The sequence below is a fragment of the Rhizobium sophoriradicis genome (assembly GCF_025200795.1).
Taxonomy (GTDB): domain Bacteria; phylum Pseudomonadota; class Alphaproteobacteria; order Rhizobiales; family Rhizobiaceae; genus Rhizobium; species Rhizobium sophoriradicis.
This window is the reverse complement of record NZ_CP104154.1, coordinates 628,611-649,078: the sequence shown is the minus strand read 5'-3', so window position 1 is coordinate 649,078 and position 20,468 is coordinate 628,611. Positions and strand designations below refer to the sequence as shown.

Here is a 20,468-nt window from a genome sequence, read left to right as displayed (position 1 = left end):
GATTGTTTTCCCACGTAACTGCGCAATTTTGAACGAAAGCGCTTCAGTTGCGCAGTTACTATATGCCGCGATTCGTGACCGAATTACAAATGCTTAACCAAACCACGCCTCGACGCACACCAAACGGGTTCCGGAATCTGGCAAATTCGCGGACGGCTCGGCGGGTGATTCGCATCCGCGCGGGGGCTGAAGAGCAAGGCCTATGCCATCGGTTATGCACATGAAATTCATGAAATTTTTGCGAGGCCGCGGGCGGAATGGAAAGGCCCGAGCCGACTATTGCCCGTCATCCTTCAGATAGTTGTTGCCGTTGATCACCAGAAGCCCATCCGAACCCTTGTCCGGCTCGAAAATGCTCAGGCTCTCCGTCTTACCGGTCGCGTCAGTCAGATCGAGGCGATAGCCGGAAAGCCTATAGCGTCCGCTGGAGCCGGGCCGATCGCCTGACGCGGTCACACCCGTCCGCGACTCGCCGATTTCGTTCGTCATTGAGACGCCAGACCAGCGGCTGCGTTCGAAAGTGCCGTTTTTATGCAGCGTCAGCGTATTGCTGGAGGCGACCGATCCCGACGAGGTCGCGGTCATGCCGCTCGAAGCGAAGTTGTAGACCCATTCGCCGTCGAGCGTGGCGCCATCCTCGAATGGCGGCACCGCACGATACTCGTCTTCGTCGATCACCAGGTCGTCGCCTTTTTTCGAAAATGGCTTCGTCTCGATCTCGATCGTGCCGTAGGCAGAGGTGACGCTGCGCGTTTCGATCGATCCGGCGGAGGAGAAGAAGCCACCGCCGGTGAGTTTATAAAGGCCGCAGTCGGAGGGGTTTTCCGTGCAGTGCTTGGTCATGCTGCGGCCGCCCTTCGGCAGTTCCGTGCTGAACAGGCCCTTCGGATCGAACATGGTGATCTCGCTATCGGAATAGAAATCCACGCCGCCGAAGAGATTCGGGCGGACACCGGTATCGAGATGGGTGAAGACGCCATCAAGCCCGCCGTCGTCGCTCGCGGGAGCGAGATCGAAATCCTTGTCCGAAGGGTCAAGCTTCACCGAACGCACGAGAGCCTCGAACTCGGCCTCGGCGCTTTGGCTTCTGTCGCCTTTGAGGTTCAAGAGCACGAGCTGCAGATAGGCCTGCCGCTCGTCATTGGCGATGCCGACGACGATCTGGCTGATGCTGACATTCTTCTGCTGGACGCAGCAGCGTTCCTCCACGCGGATATCGTGGCCGTTTATCGTGACGCCATAATATTTGATCAGGATATCTTCCTTGGCCATGTCGGGCAGCGTTGCGACAAAGGTCTTCATCCCGGCCGGAAGGGAATTGCGCCCTGAAGAAATCAGGCTAGCACACCGGTGCGTGATCCGCCTATTACCTCGCGCTGCAAATTTCAAGCCGGCCGTTAGGCGGCCATCGATTGGAAGAGCCAGTCGGAGAGGGTCTGGCTCGCCGTGCGTGCGCCAGCACCGGGAAGCAGTACATCGCCGGTCAATTCGACGTCGAAATAGGAAACAGCTGGATCGGTCGTCACCGGCCGTTGATCTTCGTTTGCGGCGAGATATATCCGCGCGATTTCGTCGATACCGAACTGTTCCGGGCCGCCGATCTCGACAATGTCCCCGACCGGAGTTCCCGGTGCCAGTTCCATCAGAAACGCGGCGACGTCACCGGCCGCAACCGGCCTCATAGCCGCCGGCGGCAACCGAAGGACGTCGCCATCAGCACCGATATCGATTAATCCACTGATGAATTCGTAGAACTGCGTCGAGCGGAGGATCGTATGGGGTCGGCCGGACGCACGGATGAGATTTTCCTGCACCATTTTCGCGCGGAAATAATCGCTTTCGACGAGGTAAGGCGTGCCGACGACGGAGAGCGCGAGATAATGTCTGACGTTGGCACAGGCCGCAGCGGCGAGCAGGTTCTTCGTCGATGTCCTGAAGAAATCAAACGCCGAACTGTCGCCGAATGATGCGGCATTGGTGACATCGATGACGACTTCGTTTCCCGCCATCGCTGCTTCGAGGCCCCTGCCCGTCACCGTATCGACGCCAAGCGATAAGGATGCGGCGGTGACATCGTGGCCCGCCCGGCGCAACTTCACCGTGAGTTGCGTTCCGACAACGCCGCTTGTTCCCGCCACCATGATCTTCATATCGACACCCTCTCTATCTCTGCCCAATGCCCGCGGTTGGGCGACAATGACCGGAAAGTTAGAGACCTTCCATCGTGCCTGAGGTCCTGCATCCTAGCCCATGGGCATAGGGGAGCCAGCCTCCGGTATAGGGTGCGCCATCGGATAAAGCGGCCCCTGCTTCACTCCGAAATCCGGCTACATCCCCGCGCAATGCATGGGTTTCCATGAGTTGCGGTTGTGGTGCGGCAGGATTACGGTTCGAACATGAGCTCGCCGGCCCCAAAATCAAAAACAACCATCGCAAATGCTGACGACCCCCCGGTTATTTCCGTCCGGCAGGAGCAGCTGATGATGAGCGTCTGGTCGCACCGTCCCAAGCTTTTGCATCTGGGCTTCTTTGTTGCGGCTTATGTGCTTGCCTGCGGCTTTGCTCAATCTCTTGCGATCGTGCCTGGAACCGGCATTTCCATCTGGCCGGCGAGCGGACTTTTCATCGCAACGCTTATTCTCAGCTCCGGATACAGCTGGCCGTGGTGGGTGCTGGGCGGCTGCCTGGCAGAGATGTTCAGCAATGTCCTGTGGTTTCACAGCCCACCAGTCGCCGCCTTCCTGATTTATGTCGGCAACGCCCTGGAGGCGCTGGTGGGCGCCTGGCTCGTGAACCGCGTCCTGACACGGCCGGTGCGGCTGGAAAGCCTGCAGGAAGTGCTTACTTTCGTCGCGCTGGGCGCCGGGGTTGCGCCGATCGTCAGCGCGACCGTGGGAAGTGCTACGCTTGCCTGGTTCAGCATCTTGTCACAATCCTTCGTGACGGCATGGCCTCTGTGGTGGATCGGCGATGCCACCGGCGTCCTCATCGTGGCGCCGCTGGCGCTGGTCGTGCTCCACAACTGGCGGGGCAGACCGCAGCTTTCGACCACACAGTGGATGGAAGCCTGTGTTCTCGGCCTGATATTTCTAGCCATTGCCGCTCTTTCGCTGAGCGGCTACCTGCCTTTCGCCTATATCATCATGCCGCCGCTTCTGTGGGCCGCGGTCCGCTTCGAGTTCAAGGGCGCGGCTGTGTCACTCGTGCTGCTGGCGCTGATAACGGCAATCTTCACGATAACGGGCGCTAGTCAATTCGCCGGCGATCCGGAGGCCCAGAAACACAAGCAGATCATGCTGCAGCTTTTTCTGGCCATCTCGGCGCTTTCGGCGCTCATTGTCGCCGCCATATCCCGCCAGCATCAACTGGCAGTGCTTTCGCTGCGCCAAAGCGTGGAGGCATTGCGCGAACGGGAACGCGAGCTCTCACAACTCGTCGACATGGTCCCGGCCCAGATCAGACGGCTGACACCGACAGGCGAGCCTGTCTTCTTCAACAAGCGCTTGATCGACTTCTTCGGCCTCGACGTCGGCGACATGGATCAGCCGGGCGTGAGCCGTCTGTCGGCCGTCATCCATACACTCGTTCATCCCGATGATGCGCCGAGGCTGCTTCAGACGGTTCACCGCTCTCTCGTCAGCGGCGATCCCTTCTCGATCAAATACCGCATGCGCCGCTTCGACGGAGCCTATCGCTGGGTCGACGGTCGCGCCGAGCCGCTGCGGGACCAGAACGGCACGATCACGCAATGGTACGTCATCTCAGTCGATATCGACGATGAGATGCGCGCGCAGGAAGCGTTGCGCGAGCGCGAGCGCGAGCTCTCGCAACTGGTGGACATGGTTCCGAGCCTGCTCTGGCGGCTTGATCCGGACGGCACACCGACCTTCTTCAACCAGCGCCTGATCGATTTTCTCGGTCTCGATATCATCGATATGGAAACGCCGGGTGTGAGCCGGCTTGCGGCCCTGATCGAGGCCGCCGTCCATCCTGACGATGCCGCCGGCCTTACCGAAGCACTCCACCATTCCCTCGCCACCGGCGAACGCTTCTCCAAGCAATATCGCCTGCGGCGCGCCGATGGCGTCTATCGCTGGGTCAGAGGCAGCGCCGAGCCGCTGAGGGACGAGAACGGGCGGATCATTCAATGGTACGGCCTGACGCATGACATCGACGATCAATTACGCATCGAGGAGGAGCTGCGCGAGAGAGAGCGTTCGCTCTGGCAGATCGTCGAAACCCTGCCGGCAATGATCGATTGCGCGGCTCCCGACGGAGAACCAGTATACCGCAACCCTCAGCTCCGCGACTTCCTCGGCTATAAGCTGGAAGAACTGGACGGCAAGGGAAAGACCCGGTTGGACGGCACGCTCGACGCCGGCGTTCATCCCGACGACGTTGCGAGCGTCAAACTGGACTATGCCCATTCATTGCGCACCGGCGAGCCCTATGCGCGCCGGCATCGTTTGCGGCGGTTCGATGGCGAATATCGCTGGGTCGAGACACGCGCTGCGCCGATGCGCAATGCCGAAGGCGTCATCGTCCAGTGGAATGTCATCTGCCTCGATATCGACGGCGAAGTTCGGGCGGAGGAAGATCTGCGTCAGGCGCGAGAGGGCCTTGCACGGGCGAGTCAGGTGGCGAGCCTTGCCGAGCTTTCGGCCTCGATCGCCCACGAGGTGAACCAGCCGCTCGCCGCCGTCGTCGCAAACTCGCATGCCTGCCAGCGCTGGCTGATGGCGGAGCCGCCGAATATGGAGCGGGCGCAGCGGACGGTCGAGCGCATCATCCGGGACGCCAACTCGGCCGCCGATGTCGTCAGCCGCATCCGCGCCCTGTTCAAACAGTCCGCAGATAGGAAGATCCAGACGACGCTATCCGGCATCATCGAAGAAGCACGCAACCTCATGGCCGACGAGGCGTGGCGTCGCCGCGCCCGCATCGACCTCGCGGTCGATGCCAACCTGCCGTTCATTGCGATCGACCGTATCCAGATCCAGCAGGTTCTCATCAATCTTATCCGCAACGGCATCGAGGCAATGGATGCCGTTGCAGACGACAGGATTGTCGGAATCCGCGCCCACCAGGTCGGCAACCTCCTGCAAACCGAGATCAGCGATCGCGGCCAAGGCATAGAGTTCCCCGAGAGGATTTTCGAGCCCTTCTTCACGACCAAGGAAACCGGGATGGGCATGGGCCTCGCCATCTGCCGGTCGATCGTCGAACTGCACGGCGGAAGATTATGGGCGGAAAAGAACAAACCGCGCGGAGCAACGTTGGTCTTCACATTGCCCATTGAAACGGGGGCGGCGCCATGACGGCCGTCGAGCATATCGTTTTCATCGTCGACGACGATGAACGAATCCGCGAGGCGCTCGGCGAGCTTCTGGCTTCGCATGGCATGCGCGCCGTCGCTTTCGAGTCGGCCTGCGACTATGTGAAGGCTGACAAGCCGGATCTCCCGGCCTGCCTCATCCTCGACATCGAACTGCCCGATATCAATGGCCTCGAGCTGCAGAGACAGATCGCCGACGGCGATCATCCGCCGATCGTCTTCATCACCGGACATGGCGACATCCCCTCCTCCGTGCGTGCGATCAAAAGCGGTGCCGTAGATTTCCTGACCAAACCGTTCAGCGATGCCGATCTCATGACGGCGATCCACGCGGCGATTGACCAGGATCGAAAAAAGAGAGGCGAGCGCGCCGAGCTCGACACGCTGAAACGGCACTATCTCGACCTGACGCCGCGCGAGCGCGAAGTGCTGCCGCTCGTGGTCAGCGGTCTTCTCAACAAGCAGGCGGCAGCCGAACTCGGGATTAGCGAAGTCACGCTGCAGATCCACAGAAGAAATGTGATGCAGAAAATGGCGGCGGCGTCGCTCGCCGATCTCGTGCGGATCGCGGAGAAACTTGAAATACCGATTACCCACTCGCGTCGGGTGGGGGGGAATTGAATATGAACGAGACAAGACATGTCGTCGCCGTTGTCGATGACGATCCAAGACTGCTTGAATCGATGGGCGACCTTCTGGAATCGGCGGGTTATGTGGCCCGAGGTTTCCCGTCGGCGGGCTCGCTGCTCGTCAGCGGGCTGTCGGACCTTGATGTGCTCATCACCGATATCGGAATGCCCGGTATCGACGGCTTCGAACTTCGCGACCTGGTAAGGAAGTCACGTCCGGAGCTGCCGGTGTTCCTGATCACGGGCCGCCACGAGATCGCCGATCAGGGCCGCGCGCAGGGCACCGGCGGGTTTTTCCGCAAGCCCTTCGATGCCCAGGCCCTGCTGACGGCTATCGCCAATGCTTTACAACAATCGAGAGATGGAGGGTAACATGAGGGTTGACCAGCCGTTGCTGCGGAGATCGGCGCCGTTATCATTGCAGTGCAGATATCAAGAGGACCAGCCGCTCGTCATTATCGTCGATGACGACGCATCGGTACGCGAGGCCCTGTCCGAGCTGATCCTGTCGGCGGGCTTTCAGCCGGTCAGTTTTGCCTCGACCCGAGAATTGCTTGACGCCGACATATTGGAAAATCCCGGCTGCCTGATCCTCGATGTGCGCATGCCGGGGGCAAGCGGCCTTCACCTGCAGAGCCATCTAGCCGAGAACGGCATTTCCAAGCCGATCATTTTTCTGACCGGCCACGGCGACATTCCGATGACCGTCCAGGCGATGAAGGCGGGTGCTGTGGATTTTCTCACCAAACCGGTGCGCGATCAAACGCTGCTCGACGCCGTCGCGGCGGCCATTGCGATGGATGCCGAACGACGGGCCGAAGCCGCAATTGCCAAACGCAATGTCAAACGCCTGGAGACGTTGACGCAGCGCGAGCGCGAAGTTCTGCACGAAGTGGCACGCGGACGCCTCAACAAACAGATCGCGTTCGATCTCGGCATTAGCGAGGTGACGGTCAAGCTGCATCGCAGCAATGTCATGCACAAGATGGAGGCCGCCTCAATCGGTGAACTGATCCGGGCCTGGGAAACGCTGCCGGCGCAAATGCGTCAGGCCGGCTCGCGTTAGCTCTTTTGTCTGGCGCCTTCCAATGACGACGAATACCGGCCTTGCACGCGGTCGGCCTGTCCATTTAATGCGCGCCGTATCCGATTCGCGTTGAAAAAGACGGCGCGGCGCCGGCAATGGGTTTCGGCTTTGCACCCTTGCGGTATCTCTAAATTAAAGCTCAGGGATATGACCTCATGCCCGGCTTTGATTCCATAAGGAGATCACGCCTGAACAATCGATCGTCAGCCACGCCTTCCCCTGAAACCAACGCCTTCGACACCGAAGCAACCTTCTTGTCGGCCATTGGGAACGCCAAACGACTCCACATCCTGCATCTGTTGACCGAGGGAGAAGTGTCGGTGACCGTCCTCGCCGATGAAGTGGGATTGAGCCAATCGTCGACTTCCCAGCATCTGGCAATTCTTCGAGAACACGGACTCGTGCAGACGCGAAGGGTTGCCCAGACGATCTATTATTCCCTTCAATCCGGCGCGGCGAGGACGATGCTCGATACGCTCGCCGATATCTTCGGATCGCGCCGTCGCGCCCCTGGAGAACGCCTCCGAGCCGGGCACCTGACGAAATGACCACACGTTGCCCTTGCCGCTTCTGATTCGCCTCCAATTTTGCTGAGGCTGACCTTGCAGCCAATCAGCATCGGCGCCGCAGCGACGAGAACGCGGTTTGAACGAGATGACAGCGGCTTGAGCGTCAGCACCAAGCTGAGGCCTGTGGCACTTCACCGACATACCCCTCTGACGCATCGATCCCTGATGGACGTTTGATGTACGCCTCCTAGACCACGGTGTGGTTACGTCTCCGTGGCGAACGGCGATAATGAACCCATCAGCAACGGAACGGTCAGGAGAGGGATCATGGACGTCTATGAGGCAGTCACAAGCCGACGGTCGGTGCGCGGTTTCAAAGACAAGCCAGTGGCGAGGGAGATACTCGAGCGCGTGCTGTCCGCCGCGGCGTGGTCGCCCTCAGGATCGAACATCCAGCCGTGGAACACCTATGTGATGACCGGCGCGTCGCTGGCCGAGCTCAAGACGTCAGCCATCGAGCGCGTGGCCCACGGCGACCCCTGGGACAAACGGCAGTACGAGATGTACCCGGCCGCGCTCAAGCCCCCGTACGGGGAACGCCGATCCGCCTTCGGCAAGGAGCGCTACGGCGCGCTCGGTATTGCCCGCGAGGACTGGGAGGCCCGCCAGCGCGCAGCAATCGCCAACTGGAACTGCTTCGGCGCGCCCGCCGCCCTGTTCTGCTACATCGACCGTGACCTTGGTCCACCCCAATGGGCCGATGTCGGCATGTATCTGCAGACCGTCATGCTGCTGCTGCGCGCCGAAGGACTGCACAGTTGTCCGCAGATGGCATGGTCACAGGTTCGCGAGACGGTCGCGGAAGCCCTGTCACCGCCGGACGGGCTCATCCTCTTCTGCGGCATGTCGATCGGATACGAGGATCCCGCAGTCAGTTTTGCCCGGACGGGCCGCGCGCCCCTCGCCGAGACGGTCACTTTCGTCGATGAGTAATACCTGCGCTCAAGGAACAAGAGACCCCTTCCATGCGTCCTGCGTATGATAGGTCCTTGATCATCCGCGATATTGGAGAACGCCATGACCACACATAAAGTCGGTTATCTCATCGGCAGCCTCGCCAAGGGCTCGATCAATCGCAAGCTCGCCAAGGCGCTGGTGCGGCTCGCCCCGCCGGAACTTGAAATGTCGGAGATATCCTTCAAGGATCTGCCGCTCTACAGCTACGACTATGACGCCGACTATCCTCCGGCCGGCAAGGCATTCAAGGCGGCAATCGCGGCAGTCGACGCCGTGTTGTTCGTCACGCCCGAATACAATCGATCCATACCCGGCGGGCTGAAAAACGCCATCGACTGGGCAAGCCGCCCCTACGGCACCAACTCGTTCACGCGCAAGCCGTCAGCGGTCATCGGCACCTCGCCGGGCGCGATCGGCACCGCAGTCGCCCAGCAGAATTTGCGCAGCGTGCTCAGTTTCTGCAACTCACCCCAGATGAATGCCCCGGAAGCCTACATCCAGTTCACACCGGGGCTGATCACCGATGACGGCGAGGTCACGAACGAGGCCACCGCCGACTTCCTTCGCAAGTTCATGCAGGACTTCCATGTCTTCATCGCAAGGGTTCGCTCGGTGCTGCCGAAAGATGCGTAGCGCTTAAAAGAACTGGCCGCTGCGATGCGGCAGCGGCCAGTTCCCGGTTTTCTTCAGCGACCTATTTAAGCGAAGGCGTAGGAGCCGTCCGGCCGCTTCGGCACGCGCCGCTGCCAGTGAATGTAGCCTTCCTCCTCCATCGCCTTCTCGTCCATTTCGACGCCCCAGCCGGGCCGGTCGGGCCGCAGTTCGAGATAGCCATCCTTCGGCAGGTAAGGGTCGACCACGTAGCGCGTCTCTCCCTGGCGCTTCTCGACATCGAGGCCGCCATAGACATAGGCCTGGCCCTTCGGCAGCCGGTATTCGAGGATGCGGAAATTCTGCGCGGCCGCCGAAAAATGCACATTGACCGCCGTCGCCAGCGGCCCCATCGGGTTGTGTGGAGCGACACCGACGAAATAGGCTTCGGCAAGCGTGGCGATACGGCGCATTTCGCTGATACCGCCGACGACGCAGATATCGGGCTGGATCAGATCGGCGCCCTTGACCTGCAGCAGACGCAGGAATTCGTTCCTGTTGTAGAGCGACTCGCCGGTCGCAAGCGTGCAGTTGAGGCCCTGTTTCAGATCACCCCAGGCCTCGATATTCTCCGGGCGCAGCGGCTCCTCGAAAAACAGCGGGTCGTAGGGCGCCAGCGCATTGCCGAGCTGGCGGGCAGCGATCGGCTCGAAAATCTTGGCATGCGCGTCGAAGGCGATCTCGTACTCGTCATTGACCGTCTCGCGAAGCGAACGGAAATAATCAGCAGACGCTTTCACGACATTGCCCCAGCGATGGGCGTGCATATCGATCCGCCAGGGGCTGAGCTTGAAGGCGGTGAAACCCCATTCCTCCTTCAGGCGGTCGAATTCGTCGCGGGCGGCCGGCGCATCGGGCGCGGTGTAGACCCCGGCATAGACCTTGATGCGGTCACGCACCTCGCCGCCGAGCAACTTGTAAACCGGCACGTTCGCCGCCTTGGCCGCCAGATCCCACAGGCAATGGTCGAGCGCGGAGATCGCGGCAAGGCCGAGCGCGCCCGGCGGGAAGCGGCTTTGCTGGATCAGCAGGTTGACCAGATATTCCACGCGCGTCGGATCCTGTCCGGAGAGAAATCCGTAGAGATAATCGAGCAACGGCGGCAGCGCCTTGTCGGGGCCGTGATTGTAGCATTCGCCCCAGCCGGTCAGCCCGTCGTCGGTATCGAGCGCGACGATCACGCGCGGACGGTCCTTGTCGCGGGTCATGAAAACCCGCATGCGGTCGATCTTCATCATTCTGTCCTTCTAGCGATTAAAATAGCTGCGGCGCGCCACGCGCGTCTGCACGTAGACATGTTCGTTGTCGGTTCCAGGATTGTAGGCGCCCGCGGCTTGCGGCACCGAGACATTGCCGCCGCTGGGGAAGCGGGCGACGAATTCGTCGTCGATATCGCAGCCCAGCCGTTGGTCGGAAGCCCAGTTCGAGGGATCGGGCTGGCCGACATGCATGAGAAACGTGCGGATTCCGGCGATTTTCATCTCTGAGAACTTCCATTCTTCAGACTGTCGGGCTTCAGATTATCCGGCGCGACATAGCGGAAACGCCCGGAACGATCGCGGTCACGTGGATCGGGGCGTGGGATCGCCGATATCAGCGCCTGCGTGTAGGCGTGCTCGGGTGTGCGGCAGACCTTCTCCGCATCGCCGATTTCGACGAGCTGGCCTTTGTACATGACGCCGACGCGATCGCACATGTAGCGGATGACGCCGATGTCATGGCTGATGAAGATATAGGCGAGACCAAGTTCATCCTGCAGGCGCATCAGCAGATCGAGCACCTGTGAGCGCACAGAGACATCGAGCGCCGAGGTCGCCTCGTCGGCGACGATGACACGCGGGTTGAGCGTGATGGCGCGGGCAATGCCGATGCGCTGGCGCTGGCCGCCGGAGAAAGCGTGCGGGTAGCGTTCGCGCGCCCTCGGATCGAGGCCGACCTGCTCCATGAGATGAGAGACGCGCTCGTCCAGCGCCCGCCCCTTTGCAACGCCATTGACCAGCAACGGCTCGCCGATGATCTGGGAAACGGTCATACGTGGGTTGAGGGAGCCGAACGGATCCTGAAACACCATGCGCAATTCGCGCCGTGCAGCGGCCAACGTCGGGCCCTTTGCCGTTGCCAGATCGATGACCTCGCCGCCGGCGCGGCGGTAGAGGATTTCGCCGGCAGTCGGGTCGAGCAGCCGCATGATCGAACGGCCCATCGTCGTCTTGCCGGATCCGCTCTCGCCGACAATGCCGAGCGTTTCGCCCGGCAGAAGCGAAATGGAGACATCGTCCAGCGCTTTCAAATCACCGAAATTCATCGATAGATTGCGCAGTTCGAGGATCGGCGCCGCCGTCCTGTCGAGCGGTGCGCGCGCCAACCGGATTTCGGCCTTCTGCTCCAGCTTCAGCACCGAGCCGATCAGCATGCGGGTATAGTCGTCTTTCGGCGCATGAAAGATCTGCTCGACCGGTCCATATTCCTTCGCCACACCGTTGTGCATGACGAGCACGTCGTCGGCGATCTGCGCCACGACGCCCATATCATGCGTGATGAAGAGAACGGCCATGCCTTTGGCCTTCTGCAGCCGGGCGATCAGGTCGAGGATCTCGGCCTGCGTCGTCACGTCGAGCGCCGTGGTCGGCTCGTCGGCGATCAGAAGCTGCGGTTTGCAGGCAAGCGCCATGGCGATCATCGCACGCTGGCGCATGCCGCCGGAATATTGGAAAGCATAGCGATCCAGCGCTTTTTCCGGTGACGGAATTTCGACCTGTTTAAGCAGCGATATCGCTTCCGCGCGCGCCTCGGCCTTGCTCATCCTGGTGTGCAGACGAAGCGCCTCGACGATCTGGTTGCCGACCGTGTGGATCGGCGACAGCGACGACATCGGCTCCTGAAAGATCATGGCGATGTCCCGGCCGCGGATCGCCCGGATCTGGCGCCCGCGCGGATTGAGACTGGTCAAATCGGTAGAGCCGCCGTTCTGATCGTTCAGCACGATCGATCCGGCAGCAATGCGACCGGGCGCATCGACGATCTGCAGAATCGAACGCGCCGTGACCGACTTGCCGGATCCGCTTTCGCCGACGACACAGAGCGTCTTGCCCTGTTCGATCGAGAAAGAAAGATCGTTGACGGCGCGAAAAACGCCGGTGCGCAGCGGGAACTCGACGGTCAGGTTTTTCACCTGGAGCAGCGGCTTGCCGGCAATGGAAACGATATCGGTCATGCCGGCCTCATTTGTTGTAGGGATCGGCCGCATCGCGCAAGCCGTCGCCGAGAAGGTTGAGCGCCATCACGGCGACCACGACGGCGCAGCCGGGCATGAACAGCCAGGGTGCGGTGGCGATCGAGCGAATGTTCTGGGCTTCGCGCAGAAGCACGCCCCAGGAGATGGTCGGCGGCTGCAGCCCGAGCCCCAGGAAGGAGAGAGAGGTTTCGGCAAGGATCATCGCCGGCACCGCAAGCGTGATCGATGCTATGATGTGGCTGGCAAAGCTCGGCAGCATGTGGCGAAAAATAATGCGTCTTTCACGCACGCCGTCGAGCCTCGCGGCGGCAACGAATTCCTCGGTGCGTAAGGACAGGAACCGGCCGCGAACGACGCGGGCGAGCTGCGCCCAGCCGGTCAGCGACAGAATGATTGTGATCATCATATATTGCAGTGTTGCCGGCCAATCCTGCGGCAGGGCCGCGGCCATGGCGAGCCAGATCGGGATCGTCGGCAGAGACAGCACGAAATCGATCACGCGCTGCATGAAGAAATCGATGCGGCCGCCATAATATCCTGAGATGCCGCCGATCACGATGCCGAGCATCAACGACAGGAAGACGCCGACAAGGCCGATCGACAGCGAGACCTGCGAACCTTGCACCGTCCGGCTGAAGACATCGCGCCCTAGCCGGTCGGCGCCGAAGAGGAGCAGCGGCGTGGTTTTGTCGGGTGAGGCGATCAGATGGATGTTGCTATTGAACAGGCCAAATACCGAATATTCGTAGCCGCGCCCGAAGAACTGCACGTCGACACGCTTCGTCGTGTCTTCCTTGAAGATGGCCGCCAGGGTTTCCGGATCGCGGGTCAGCTTCATCGGATAATAATGCGGGCCGAAGGAGAACCCGTTCTCGGTATCGATCAGATGCAATTTCTGCGGCGGATGAAAGGTCGCCCGCGCATTTTGCAGATTCGGATCGTTGATGGCGAAGAAGCCGGGAACCAGGGCAACGATATACATCAGCACGGTGACGACGAGCGCCACCATGGCCAGCCGATGCCGGCGGAAAGCCCACCAGATCAGCTGCCACTGCGATGCGACGGCGGCGCGGTCCGGCTGCAGATTTGTAACGGTGATGTCGGCCATATCAGGCTCCTATTCCAACCGGATGCGGGGATCGACCAGCGCAAGCAGGATGTCGCTGATCAGGGAGCCTATCAGCGTCAGGGCGCAGATCAGCAGAACGAAGGCGCCCGCCAGATACATGTCCTGAGCCATCAGCGCCTGCAGCAGCAGGGGTGCTGCCGTCGGCAGATTGAGGACGATGGCGACGACGACCGAGCCGGAGATGAGATTTGGCAGCAGCCAGGCAATCGTCGAGATGAACGGATTGAGCGCGATCATCAATGGGTATTTCATCAGCAGCCGGAACTCCGAGAGCCCCTTTGCCCGCGCCGTCGTCACGTAAGGCTTCGGCAGTTCGTCGAGCATGTTGGCGCGCATGACGCGGATGAGGCTCGCTGTTGAAGAGACGGCAAGAATGATGACGGGAAGCCAGAGATGCGAGAAGAGATCGACCATCTTGGCCAAGCTCCAGGGGGCGTTCTCGTATTGCGGCGAAAACAGCCCGCCGACATCCTGGCCGAATTCGACCGCCGCGATATACATCAGCACCAGCGCCAGCAGGAAGGAGGGAACGGCCAGACCGAAAAAGGTGAAGGCGGTGAAGAAATAGTCGCCGATCGAATATTTGCGTACGGCGGAAAACACGCCGATCGGCAGCGCGATCGCCCAGGTGGCGATCAAGGTCGAAAGAGCCAGGACAAGGGTCAGCGCCATGCGCTCCCAGATCAGGTCGGAGACCGGCTGCTGCCATTCGAAGGAGATGCCGAAATCGCCGCGCGAGAGGATGCCCCACATCCACTTGAAATATTGGATGAGCATCGGATCATCGAGGCCGAAGCGCTCACGCAATTGCGCCGCCGTGTTTTGGTCAACGATCTCGTTGGAGGCTGCCAGCGTCGCGATATAGGTGGTGACATAGTCGCCCGGCGGCAGCTGGATCAGCACGAAAGCCAGGAAGCTGACGGCAAAGAGCGATGGAATCATCCATAGCAAACGTTTGGCGATAAAGACCAGCATGAGGCGCCTCTTGCATTGAACACCGCCCTTCGGGCCTTGCCGGCTGTCGCGGCCGGCAAGGCGTCTCGGAGGACGAACCGAAAGAAAGCGCCGTGCCGTCGGTACGGCGCTCGATCAAAATCAGCTCGTGAAGGTGAATTGCTGCGGCATCGCCGGCCCCGGATTGGGCCAGGACCAGCTGTCCGGCTCCTTCTCGGGAACATTGCGCAGATTGTTGCGGATGATGCCGAAGCCGCCGACGGCAAGGCAGAGGCCGACGGTCTCGAATTCCTCCGCCGCGATATCGAAGATCTGCTTCATGATCGCGCCGCGCTTGTCGAGATCGGCCGTCGAACGCGCCTCGTCGAACAGCTTCATGCGCTTCTTCTGGCTTTCCGGCGGTTCCTCGCCGCGCGCACCGTTGGAGGTGTACCAGAGCGTCCAAGGAATGGCGTAGCGCGAGCCCTGCGGATGGAAGGCGAAAAAGTCACGCGGGTCGAGCATCGGATCAAGACCGCCAGGACCCGGCCACACCGCCGCATCATGGGCATTGTCGTCGCCGCGGGTGTAATAGAGCGCCCTTTCGATCGTGTTGACCTTCATGTCGATACCGATCTGGGCCCAATGCGTCTTGACCAGTTCCAGCGCATCGACGAGGTCGGGATAGAGCGTCGGAATGACGTCGATCGAGAAGAATACCTTCTGGCCATCGGGCCGGAGGCGAAAACCGTCGCCGCCCTTCTTGTAGCCGGCTTCATCGAGCATCGCGCCGGCCTTGTCGGCGTCATATTCGGTGAACTGGCGCGCATATTTCTCGTTGTACCAGGGATGGGTCGGACGCGGCCCGGCCTGGTAGGGTTCGCTCTGTCCGAAATAGACGATGTCGATCAGTTCCGGTCGATTGATGCCGATCGACAGCGCTTGCCGGAACGATTTGTCGGCAAACATCTTGCGCATGGCAGGATCTTTGTGGGTGATGTTGAAGTAGATCTGGCACTGTTGCGCGGCTGACGGCACGAGCGTCAGCAGGCGGTAGTCGCCCTTCTCCATATTCTGCGACAGCGTCGGCTTGTTGGCGAGCACGCTGATGTGGCGCTCCTGGATGTCGATCTTGCCGGAGATGACGTTCAGCATCAGCGATTCGACGTCCTGCGAAATGCCGAAGTTGACCTCGTCGATATAGGGAAGCTGGTTGCCTGCGGTATCGACCTGCCAGAAATAGGGGTTGCGGGTCATGACGACGCGGGTCGCACCCCCGACATAAGGCTCCTTGACGACCCAGGGATCGAGCGTCGGCTTGTCGACATTGCCCCAGCGCGTCGGAATTTCGATGTCGCCGCAGCGGCTGCGGAACAGTTCCGTCCAGCTGGTGACCCCCGCCTTCTTCACATCGGCCTCGAGGTTGGGATTATATTTCGGCAGGAACTGGCTGCAGTAATGCTTCGGGAAGAGGGTCGGATGCTGGCCGAGCGGCGTGGCAAGATTTTCCAGATAAAGCGCGTTGGCCGCTGCAAAGGTGAACTTCACCGTGTAATCGTCGATCTTCTCGACGGTCACCGGCTTGCCGGCGACGGCAAGCTGCGCCGGCGTGGCGCTGTAGAGCTCGGTATTCTTGACGCAGTCTTCGATCGCAAAAACGATGTCGTCGGCCGTGAAGGGATGGCCGTCGGACCAGCGCACGCCTTCGATAAGATGGAAGGTGAACTGGGTGGCGTCGTCGCTGACCTCCCAGCGTTCGGCCAGGTTCGGCTGGACGGCGGTGAATTCCAGATTCCAGCGCACGAGGCTCTGGTTGCCGACCATGCGCAGGATGCCGTTGTGATCCGATGAACCGCGCAGGCCGCGCCGCAGCGTACCGCCATAGGTGCCGACCTTTTCGAACGGCGTCACCACCATCGGCTTTTTCGGCAGGCGCTCGGCGAGCGGCGGCAGTTTTCCATCCTTGACGAGTTGCGCCAACGCCGGCGCTTCACCTCCCGCCGCAAAAGCGCGACCGGCGATGGACAGTGCCGCAGCGCCGGCCATGCCGCCGAGAACGGCGCGGCGGGTGACACCGCGAGACAGAATTTCATTGGGCATCGATTCCTCCCCTTTTATGCCGGAACAGGCTTGCCCCGCTTGCACGGCAGGCTCCCGACCTGCCGTTTCGCGCCCTCCTCGGCGCTGGGAGGAAACCATAGACACGTTCCCAGATAATTACAAGAGTTGACAGATAATTACAGATTCGGTAGCGATGCAGCATCAAACCTGGCGCCAAAGCCGTTGAGACGATGGCCTTGGGGAGAAAAAACGGCTGATCTGTCAGATGCTGTCCAGTAGCCACACCGTGGCTGCGACAGCACGGCGCCATCCCGGCGCATGATCGAGCAGGCACATTCGGCTTCTACTCGCCGGCCAGGAAGGCGGCGGCTGAAATTGCCGCGGGGGCGGGAGAGAAAAGGACGATAATGACATTCGCAGTCGATGCCGTTTCCAACAGAGGCGCAACGCGCTTCAGCGACATCATCTACGAGAAGATCGTAGGGATGATCGCGGACGGCAAGTTTCCGGTAAATGAGCGGCTGCCGTCGGAGACGAAGCTCGCCACCGATTTCGGCGCGTCGAGGCCCGTGGTGCGCGAGGCGCTGGAGCGGCTCAGAACCGACGGCCTCATCGTCTCGCGCAAGGGGTCCGGCTCCTATGTCCGGCAGCGGCCGGATTCGTCGATGCTGAAAATGGTTCCGGTCGGCTCGCTCGCCGACGTGCAGCGCTTCTTCGAATTCCGCGCCGGGCTCGAGGCAGAGGCCGCGGAGCTGGCCGCGCGGAACTGGCAGCCGGCCGACAAGGAGCGGATCACGGCGGCCCTCGTTGCGATCGAGCAATGCCTGAAGAATGGCGAACTCGGCGCCGAGGAGGACCAAGCCCTCCACGACGCGATCGCCATAGCGACAGGCAACCAGTTTCACATCACCGTGCGCGAATGGTTCCGGCCGCATTTCGCCATCGGCCATTCGGTGACGCGAAGCCTCAGCCTGAAGCGCACGCCGGAGCAGATCCGCAGCGTGCAGGACGAGCACGCGGTGATCGTGGAGGCGATCTTCGCGCGGCAGGAAGCCGAAGCCCACGATGCGATGAAGAGACACATACTGAATGCGCGCGCCCGCATGTTCCAGGGGGTTTGAGCGATGATGGAAGGAAGAACGATGAGACGGGTTGCTGTGACAGGTGCTGCCGGACGCGTCGGGGCGCTGCTTCGCCCGTTCCTTCGCCAGCATGCAGAGCACTTGCGTCTGATCGACATTCATGAGCCCGCCGAGCTGGCTGAAAACGAAGATTTCGTGCGCGCCGATCTCTCGCAGCTCGACGAGGCGACGGCGGCCCTCAGAGAGGTCGATGGCGTCGTTCATCTTGCCGGCATCGCCAGCGGCGTCGACATGAACGCCATTCTGCAGGCCAATGTGCTCGGGACCTACAATCTCTACGAGGCCGCCCGGATCAACAAGGTCGGGCGGATGGTTTACGCCTCGAGCAACCACGCGACGGGCTTTTATCCGCGAGGCGAAGTCATATCGCCTCTTGATCCGATGCGGCCGGACAGTCCCTACGGATTGTCCAAATGCTGGGGCGAGCTGGTGGCGGGGCTCTACTACGACACTTCGGGCATCCGTTCGCTTTCCATTCGCATCGGCAATGCCGGCACCTATCCGAACAGCGAACGCTCGATCGCGATCTGGATAAGTGCCCGGGATCTCGCGCAGCTGGTGCAGATCGGGCTCACCCATCCGTCGGTCGCCGCGACTGTGGTCTACGGCGTATCGGATACGGACGAAAAATGGTGGAACAACGATCTGGCAAAGCGGCTCGGCTACCAGCCTCAGGACCGGCCCCGCGATCACGCCCATATCGAGGGCGGAGCCGAGGGACGGGTCGCCCGCGCCTTCCAGGGCGGCGGTTTCTGCGAGTTCAACCATGACGGCAACATCCGCATGCGCGATGCCGAGGGTCTCATCAAAGACCTGGAGACGGCACCGTGACGGCGCCCCGCATCATTGAGCCGAAGATCCGTTCGGTGCTGCAGCAGCCACTGACGGTCGGTGAATCGCCCGTATGGGACGAGGAGACTGGTACTCTCTGGCTTGTCGACATCCTAGCGCCGGCAGTGCTGCGGCTTTCCCCGGAAGGCGCGGTCGACCGCTTCTCAATGCCGGCGGCGGTCGGCTGCCTCGGGCTTTGCCGTGACAGCAGGATAGTCGTCGGTCTTCAGACGGGCGTCCACCTCTTCGATCCCGCCTCGGGCGATATCGAGTTTCTTTGCGATCCGGTCGGGCGTCACGTCAACGGCCGCCTCAACGACGGCAAGGTCGGCCCGGACGGACACTTCTGGGTCGGCTCGATCAGCGAAGCCAAGCCACAGGTAAATGACGCCGCGCTTTTTCGCGTGGGAGCCGACGGCAGCGCGCGCGCCGTCGCAACTGGTCTAACGAGTTCCAACGGCCTCGCCTGGTCGCCGGACGGCCGGCGCATGTATCACTCCGACAGCCGGCAATGTTTCCTGCAGGCCTTCGATTTCAATCCCAGGACGGGTGAACTCGGCGAAGGACGCCGCCTTCGCAGCTTCACCGAAGAACAGGGACGGCCTGATGGCGCGACGACCGATCGCGACGGGTTTTACTGGAGCGCCGGCGTTTCCGCCGGCCGCCTCAACAGAATATCTCCCGAAGGCGAGATCGTCGAAATCTACATTCTGCCGGTCGCAGCACCGACAATGCCGTGTTTCGGAGGGCCTGATTTCAGCACCGTCTACGTCACGAGCCTGTCGACCGACCGGACCGGCCGTTTCGAGACGGGCACGGTCATCGCCTTCGACGTGGATGCGGAGGGGCTGCCGCCTTTCCGCTTCGGCAAACAGTCATTTTGATGGAAAGCGAGCGGGGTAGAAAAATGAGCATCGCGATCATGCGCAAGGCGCTTACGGGCGTGTCGGGCGTGCCAGTCACGGCTTATGACGGTGGGGGCGAAGTTGAACCCCGAATTACGGCGAAGGTTTATGCGCGGGTGGCTGCGGCGGGCATTCACAACATCGTCGCAGCCGGCAATACCGGGGAATTCTATGCTCTGACGCCGCAGGAGATCCGGATCGTCCACGAAGCGGCGGTTGCAGGCGTCGACGGCCGCGCGCCGGTGACGGCGGCGGTTGGCCGCTCGCTGCGTGAAGCGATCGGCATGGCTAAGGATGCGGCGGCGATCGGCGCATCGGCCGTCATGTCGCATCAGCCCGTCGATCCTTTCGCGGCTCCTTCGGCTCAGATCGATTATTTCTGCAACCTCGCCGATGCGTCGGCCCTGCCGCTCGTCGCCTATGTCAGGGCCGAGGGATTCACCGTCGCCGAAATCGTCCGCCTTGCCAATCACGGTAATATTGCCGGCATAAAATTCGCCACGACCGATCTGATGCTGCTGTCGCGCGCGATTCCCGCCGCCGACCCGAACGGTGCGCTGTTCGTCTGCGGCCTGGCGGAAAGCTGGGCGCCGACCTTCACCGCAGCCGGCGCGCGCGGCTTCACGTCAGGCCTCGTCAACGTCGCACCGAAGCTTTCGCTCGCCGTCCACGACGCACTTGAGAGGGGCGATTTCGCCGCAGCAAGAGCAATCGTCGGCAAGCTCGAACCCTTCGAGCGGATGCGAACCAAATTTCGCAACGGCGCAAACGTGACGGTCGTCAAGGAAGCCGTCACCTATTCCGGCCTCGATGTAGGGCCGGTGCGTGTGCCGGGATTGCCGCAACTCGATCAGCATGATCGCCAGGAGCTGCATCGCCTGCTTCGAGGCTGGGAGGCCGAGGGCGACATTCAAACGCAACCGGACCGGCAGGCCGTGAAGGCTGCCGGCTGAGTTCGAAAATCTTCTGCAAGCAACAGGCGCGGGATGGCGCCATGAGATTGG

At 61.4% G+C, this 20,468-nt stretch carries 17 protein-coding genes and 2 pseudogenes; 11 read left to right on the top strand and 8 right to left on the bottom strand.

Annotated elements, in window-relative coordinates:
* Positions 1 to 276 precede the first annotated feature (276 nt).
* Both N2597_RS28520 and N2597_RS28515 read right to left on the bottom strand, forming a co-directional pair.
* Positions 277 to 1,326: pseudogene (locus N2597_RS28520) on the bottom strand (hypothetical protein); the annotation flags it as partial.
* Positions 1,327 to 1,397: 71 nt separating this feature from the next.
* Positions 1,398 to 2,150 carry an SDR family oxidoreductase gene (locus tag N2597_RS28515; RefSeq protein WP_183602077.1) on the bottom strand — a complete coding sequence of 251 codons (753 nt, stop codon included), beginning with the start codon at positions 2,148 to 2,150 and terminating at the stop codon, positions 1,398 to 1,400.
* A gap of 330 nt (positions 2,151 to 2,480) precedes the next feature.
* Between N2597_RS28515 and N2597_RS28510 the strand changes: the two genes are divergently transcribed.
* The 7 genes from N2597_RS28510 (at position 2,481) to N2597_RS28480 (ending at position 9,210) form a co-directional block, all read left to right on the top strand.
* Entirely contained in the window at positions 2,481 to 5,318 is a 2,838-nt protein-coding gene (locus N2597_RS28510; RefSeq protein ID WP_183602079.1) for an MASE1 domain-containing protein, read from the top strand.
* Positions 5,315 to 5,956, top strand: a complete 642-nt coding sequence (locus N2597_RS28505) for a response regulator transcription factor (protein ID WP_096769940.1) — start codon at positions 5,315 to 5,317, stop codon at positions 5,954 to 5,956. The genes N2597_RS28510 and N2597_RS28505 overlap by 4 nt, the downstream gene beginning before the upstream one ends.
* Before the next feature lie 2 nt (positions 5,957 to 5,958).
* Positions 5,959 to 6,336 carry a response regulator transcription factor gene (locus N2597_RS28500; protein WP_040141746.1) on the top strand — a complete coding sequence of 126 codons (378 nt, stop codon included), beginning with the start codon at positions 5,959 to 5,961 and terminating at the stop codon, positions 6,334 to 6,336.
* Position 6,337: 1 nt separating this feature from the next.
* Positions 6,338 to 7,030 (top strand): response regulator transcription factor, encoded by a 693-nt coding sequence (locus tag N2597_RS28495; protein WP_077989140.1) that lies wholly within the window; start codon positions 6,338 to 6,340, stop codon positions 7,028 to 7,030.
* Positions 7,031 to 7,239: 209 nt separating this feature from the next.
* Positions 7,240 to 7,599: an ArsR/SmtB family transcription factor gene (locus N2597_RS28490; RefSeq protein ID WP_096769938.1), complete on the top strand. Its 360-nt coding sequence runs from the start codon at positions 7,240 to 7,242 to the stop codon at positions 7,597 to 7,599.
* A gap of 288 nt (positions 7,600 to 7,887) precedes the next feature.
* A complete protein-coding gene (locus N2597_RS28485; protein ID WP_077989139.1) occupies positions 7,888 to 8,553 on the top strand; it encodes a nitroreductase in 666 nt (221 codons plus the stop codon).
* Positions 8,554 to 8,637: 84 nt separating this feature from the next.
* Entirely contained in the window at positions 8,638 to 9,210 is a 573-nt protein-coding gene (locus N2597_RS28480) for an NADPH-dependent FMN reductase (protein WP_096769936.1), read from the top strand.
* A gap of 65 nt (positions 9,211 to 9,275) precedes the next feature.
* Here the strand turns inward: N2597_RS28480 and N2597_RS28475 are convergent, their stop codons facing one another.
* From N2597_RS28475 to N2597_RS28450, 6 genes and pseudogenes are all read right to left on the bottom strand, one after another.
* Complete coding sequence (locus N2597_RS28475) at positions 9,276 to 10,463, bottom strand: galactarate dehydratase (RefSeq protein ID WP_106796547.1); 1,188 nt, start codon at positions 10,461 to 10,463, stop codon at positions 9,276 to 9,278.
* 12 nt (positions 10,464 to 10,475) lie between these two features.
* Positions 10,476 to 10,631 (bottom strand): annotated as a pseudogene (locus N2597_RS28470) (mandelate racemase/muconate lactonizing enzyme family protein); the annotation flags it as partial.
* 74 nt (positions 10,632 to 10,705) lie between these two features.
* Positions 10,706 to 12,442: an ABC transporter ATP-binding protein gene (locus tag N2597_RS28465; protein WP_183602081.1), complete on the bottom strand. Its 1,737-nt coding sequence runs from the start codon at positions 12,440 to 12,442 to the stop codon at positions 10,706 to 10,708.
* Positions 12,443 to 12,449: 7 nt separating this feature from the next.
* Positions 12,450 to 13,571 carry an ABC transporter permease gene (locus tag N2597_RS28460; protein WP_183602083.1) on the bottom strand — a complete coding sequence of 374 codons (1,122 nt, stop codon included), beginning with the start codon at positions 13,569 to 13,571 and terminating at the stop codon, positions 12,450 to 12,452.
* A gap of 9 nt (positions 13,572 to 13,580) precedes the next feature.
* Positions 13,581 to 14,567, bottom strand: a complete 987-nt coding sequence (locus tag N2597_RS28455) for an ABC transporter permease (protein WP_040112166.1) — start codon at positions 14,565 to 14,567, stop codon at positions 13,581 to 13,583.
* A 120-nt stretch (positions 14,568 to 14,687) separates the two neighbouring features.
* On the bottom strand, positions 14,688 to 16,625 hold the full coding sequence (locus N2597_RS28450; RefSeq protein ID WP_183602085.1) for an ABC transporter substrate-binding protein: 1,938 nt from the start codon (positions 16,623 to 16,625) through the stop codon (positions 14,688 to 14,690).
* 368 nt (positions 16,626 to 16,993) lie between these two features.
* Here N2597_RS28450 and N2597_RS28445 point away from each other — a divergent pair, with 368 nt between their 5' ends.
* Genes N2597_RS28445 through N2597_RS28430 form a run of 4 tightly spaced genes read left to right on the top strand, consistent with a single transcriptional unit; the run spans position 16,994 to position 20,417 of the window.
* The gene (locus N2597_RS28445) at positions 16,994 to 17,707 is read left to right on the top strand and encodes a FadR/GntR family transcriptional regulator (RefSeq protein ID WP_183602087.1); all 714 of its coding nucleotides are present in this window, start codon (positions 16,994 to 16,996) and stop codon (positions 17,705 to 17,707) included.
* A 21-nt stretch (positions 17,708 to 17,728) separates the two neighbouring features.
* On the top strand, positions 17,729 to 18,559 hold the full coding sequence (locus N2597_RS28440) for an NAD-dependent epimerase/dehydratase family protein (protein WP_183602088.1): 831 nt from the start codon (positions 17,729 to 17,731) through the stop codon (positions 18,557 to 18,559).
* Positions 18,556 to 19,443: an SMP-30/gluconolactonase/LRE family protein gene (locus N2597_RS28435; protein WP_183602090.1), complete on the top strand. Its 888-nt coding sequence runs from the start codon at positions 18,556 to 18,558 to the stop codon at positions 19,441 to 19,443. Before N2597_RS28440 ends, N2597_RS28435 begins: the two co-directional genes overlap by 4 nt.
* Positions 19,444 to 19,466: 23 nt before the next feature.
* Positions 19,467 to 20,417, top strand: coding sequence for a dihydrodipicolinate synthase family protein (locus tag N2597_RS28430; RefSeq protein ID WP_040141764.1), 951 nt, complete (start codon positions 19,467 to 19,469; stop codon positions 20,415 to 20,417).
* Positions 20,418 to 20,468: the final 51 nt, after the last annotated feature.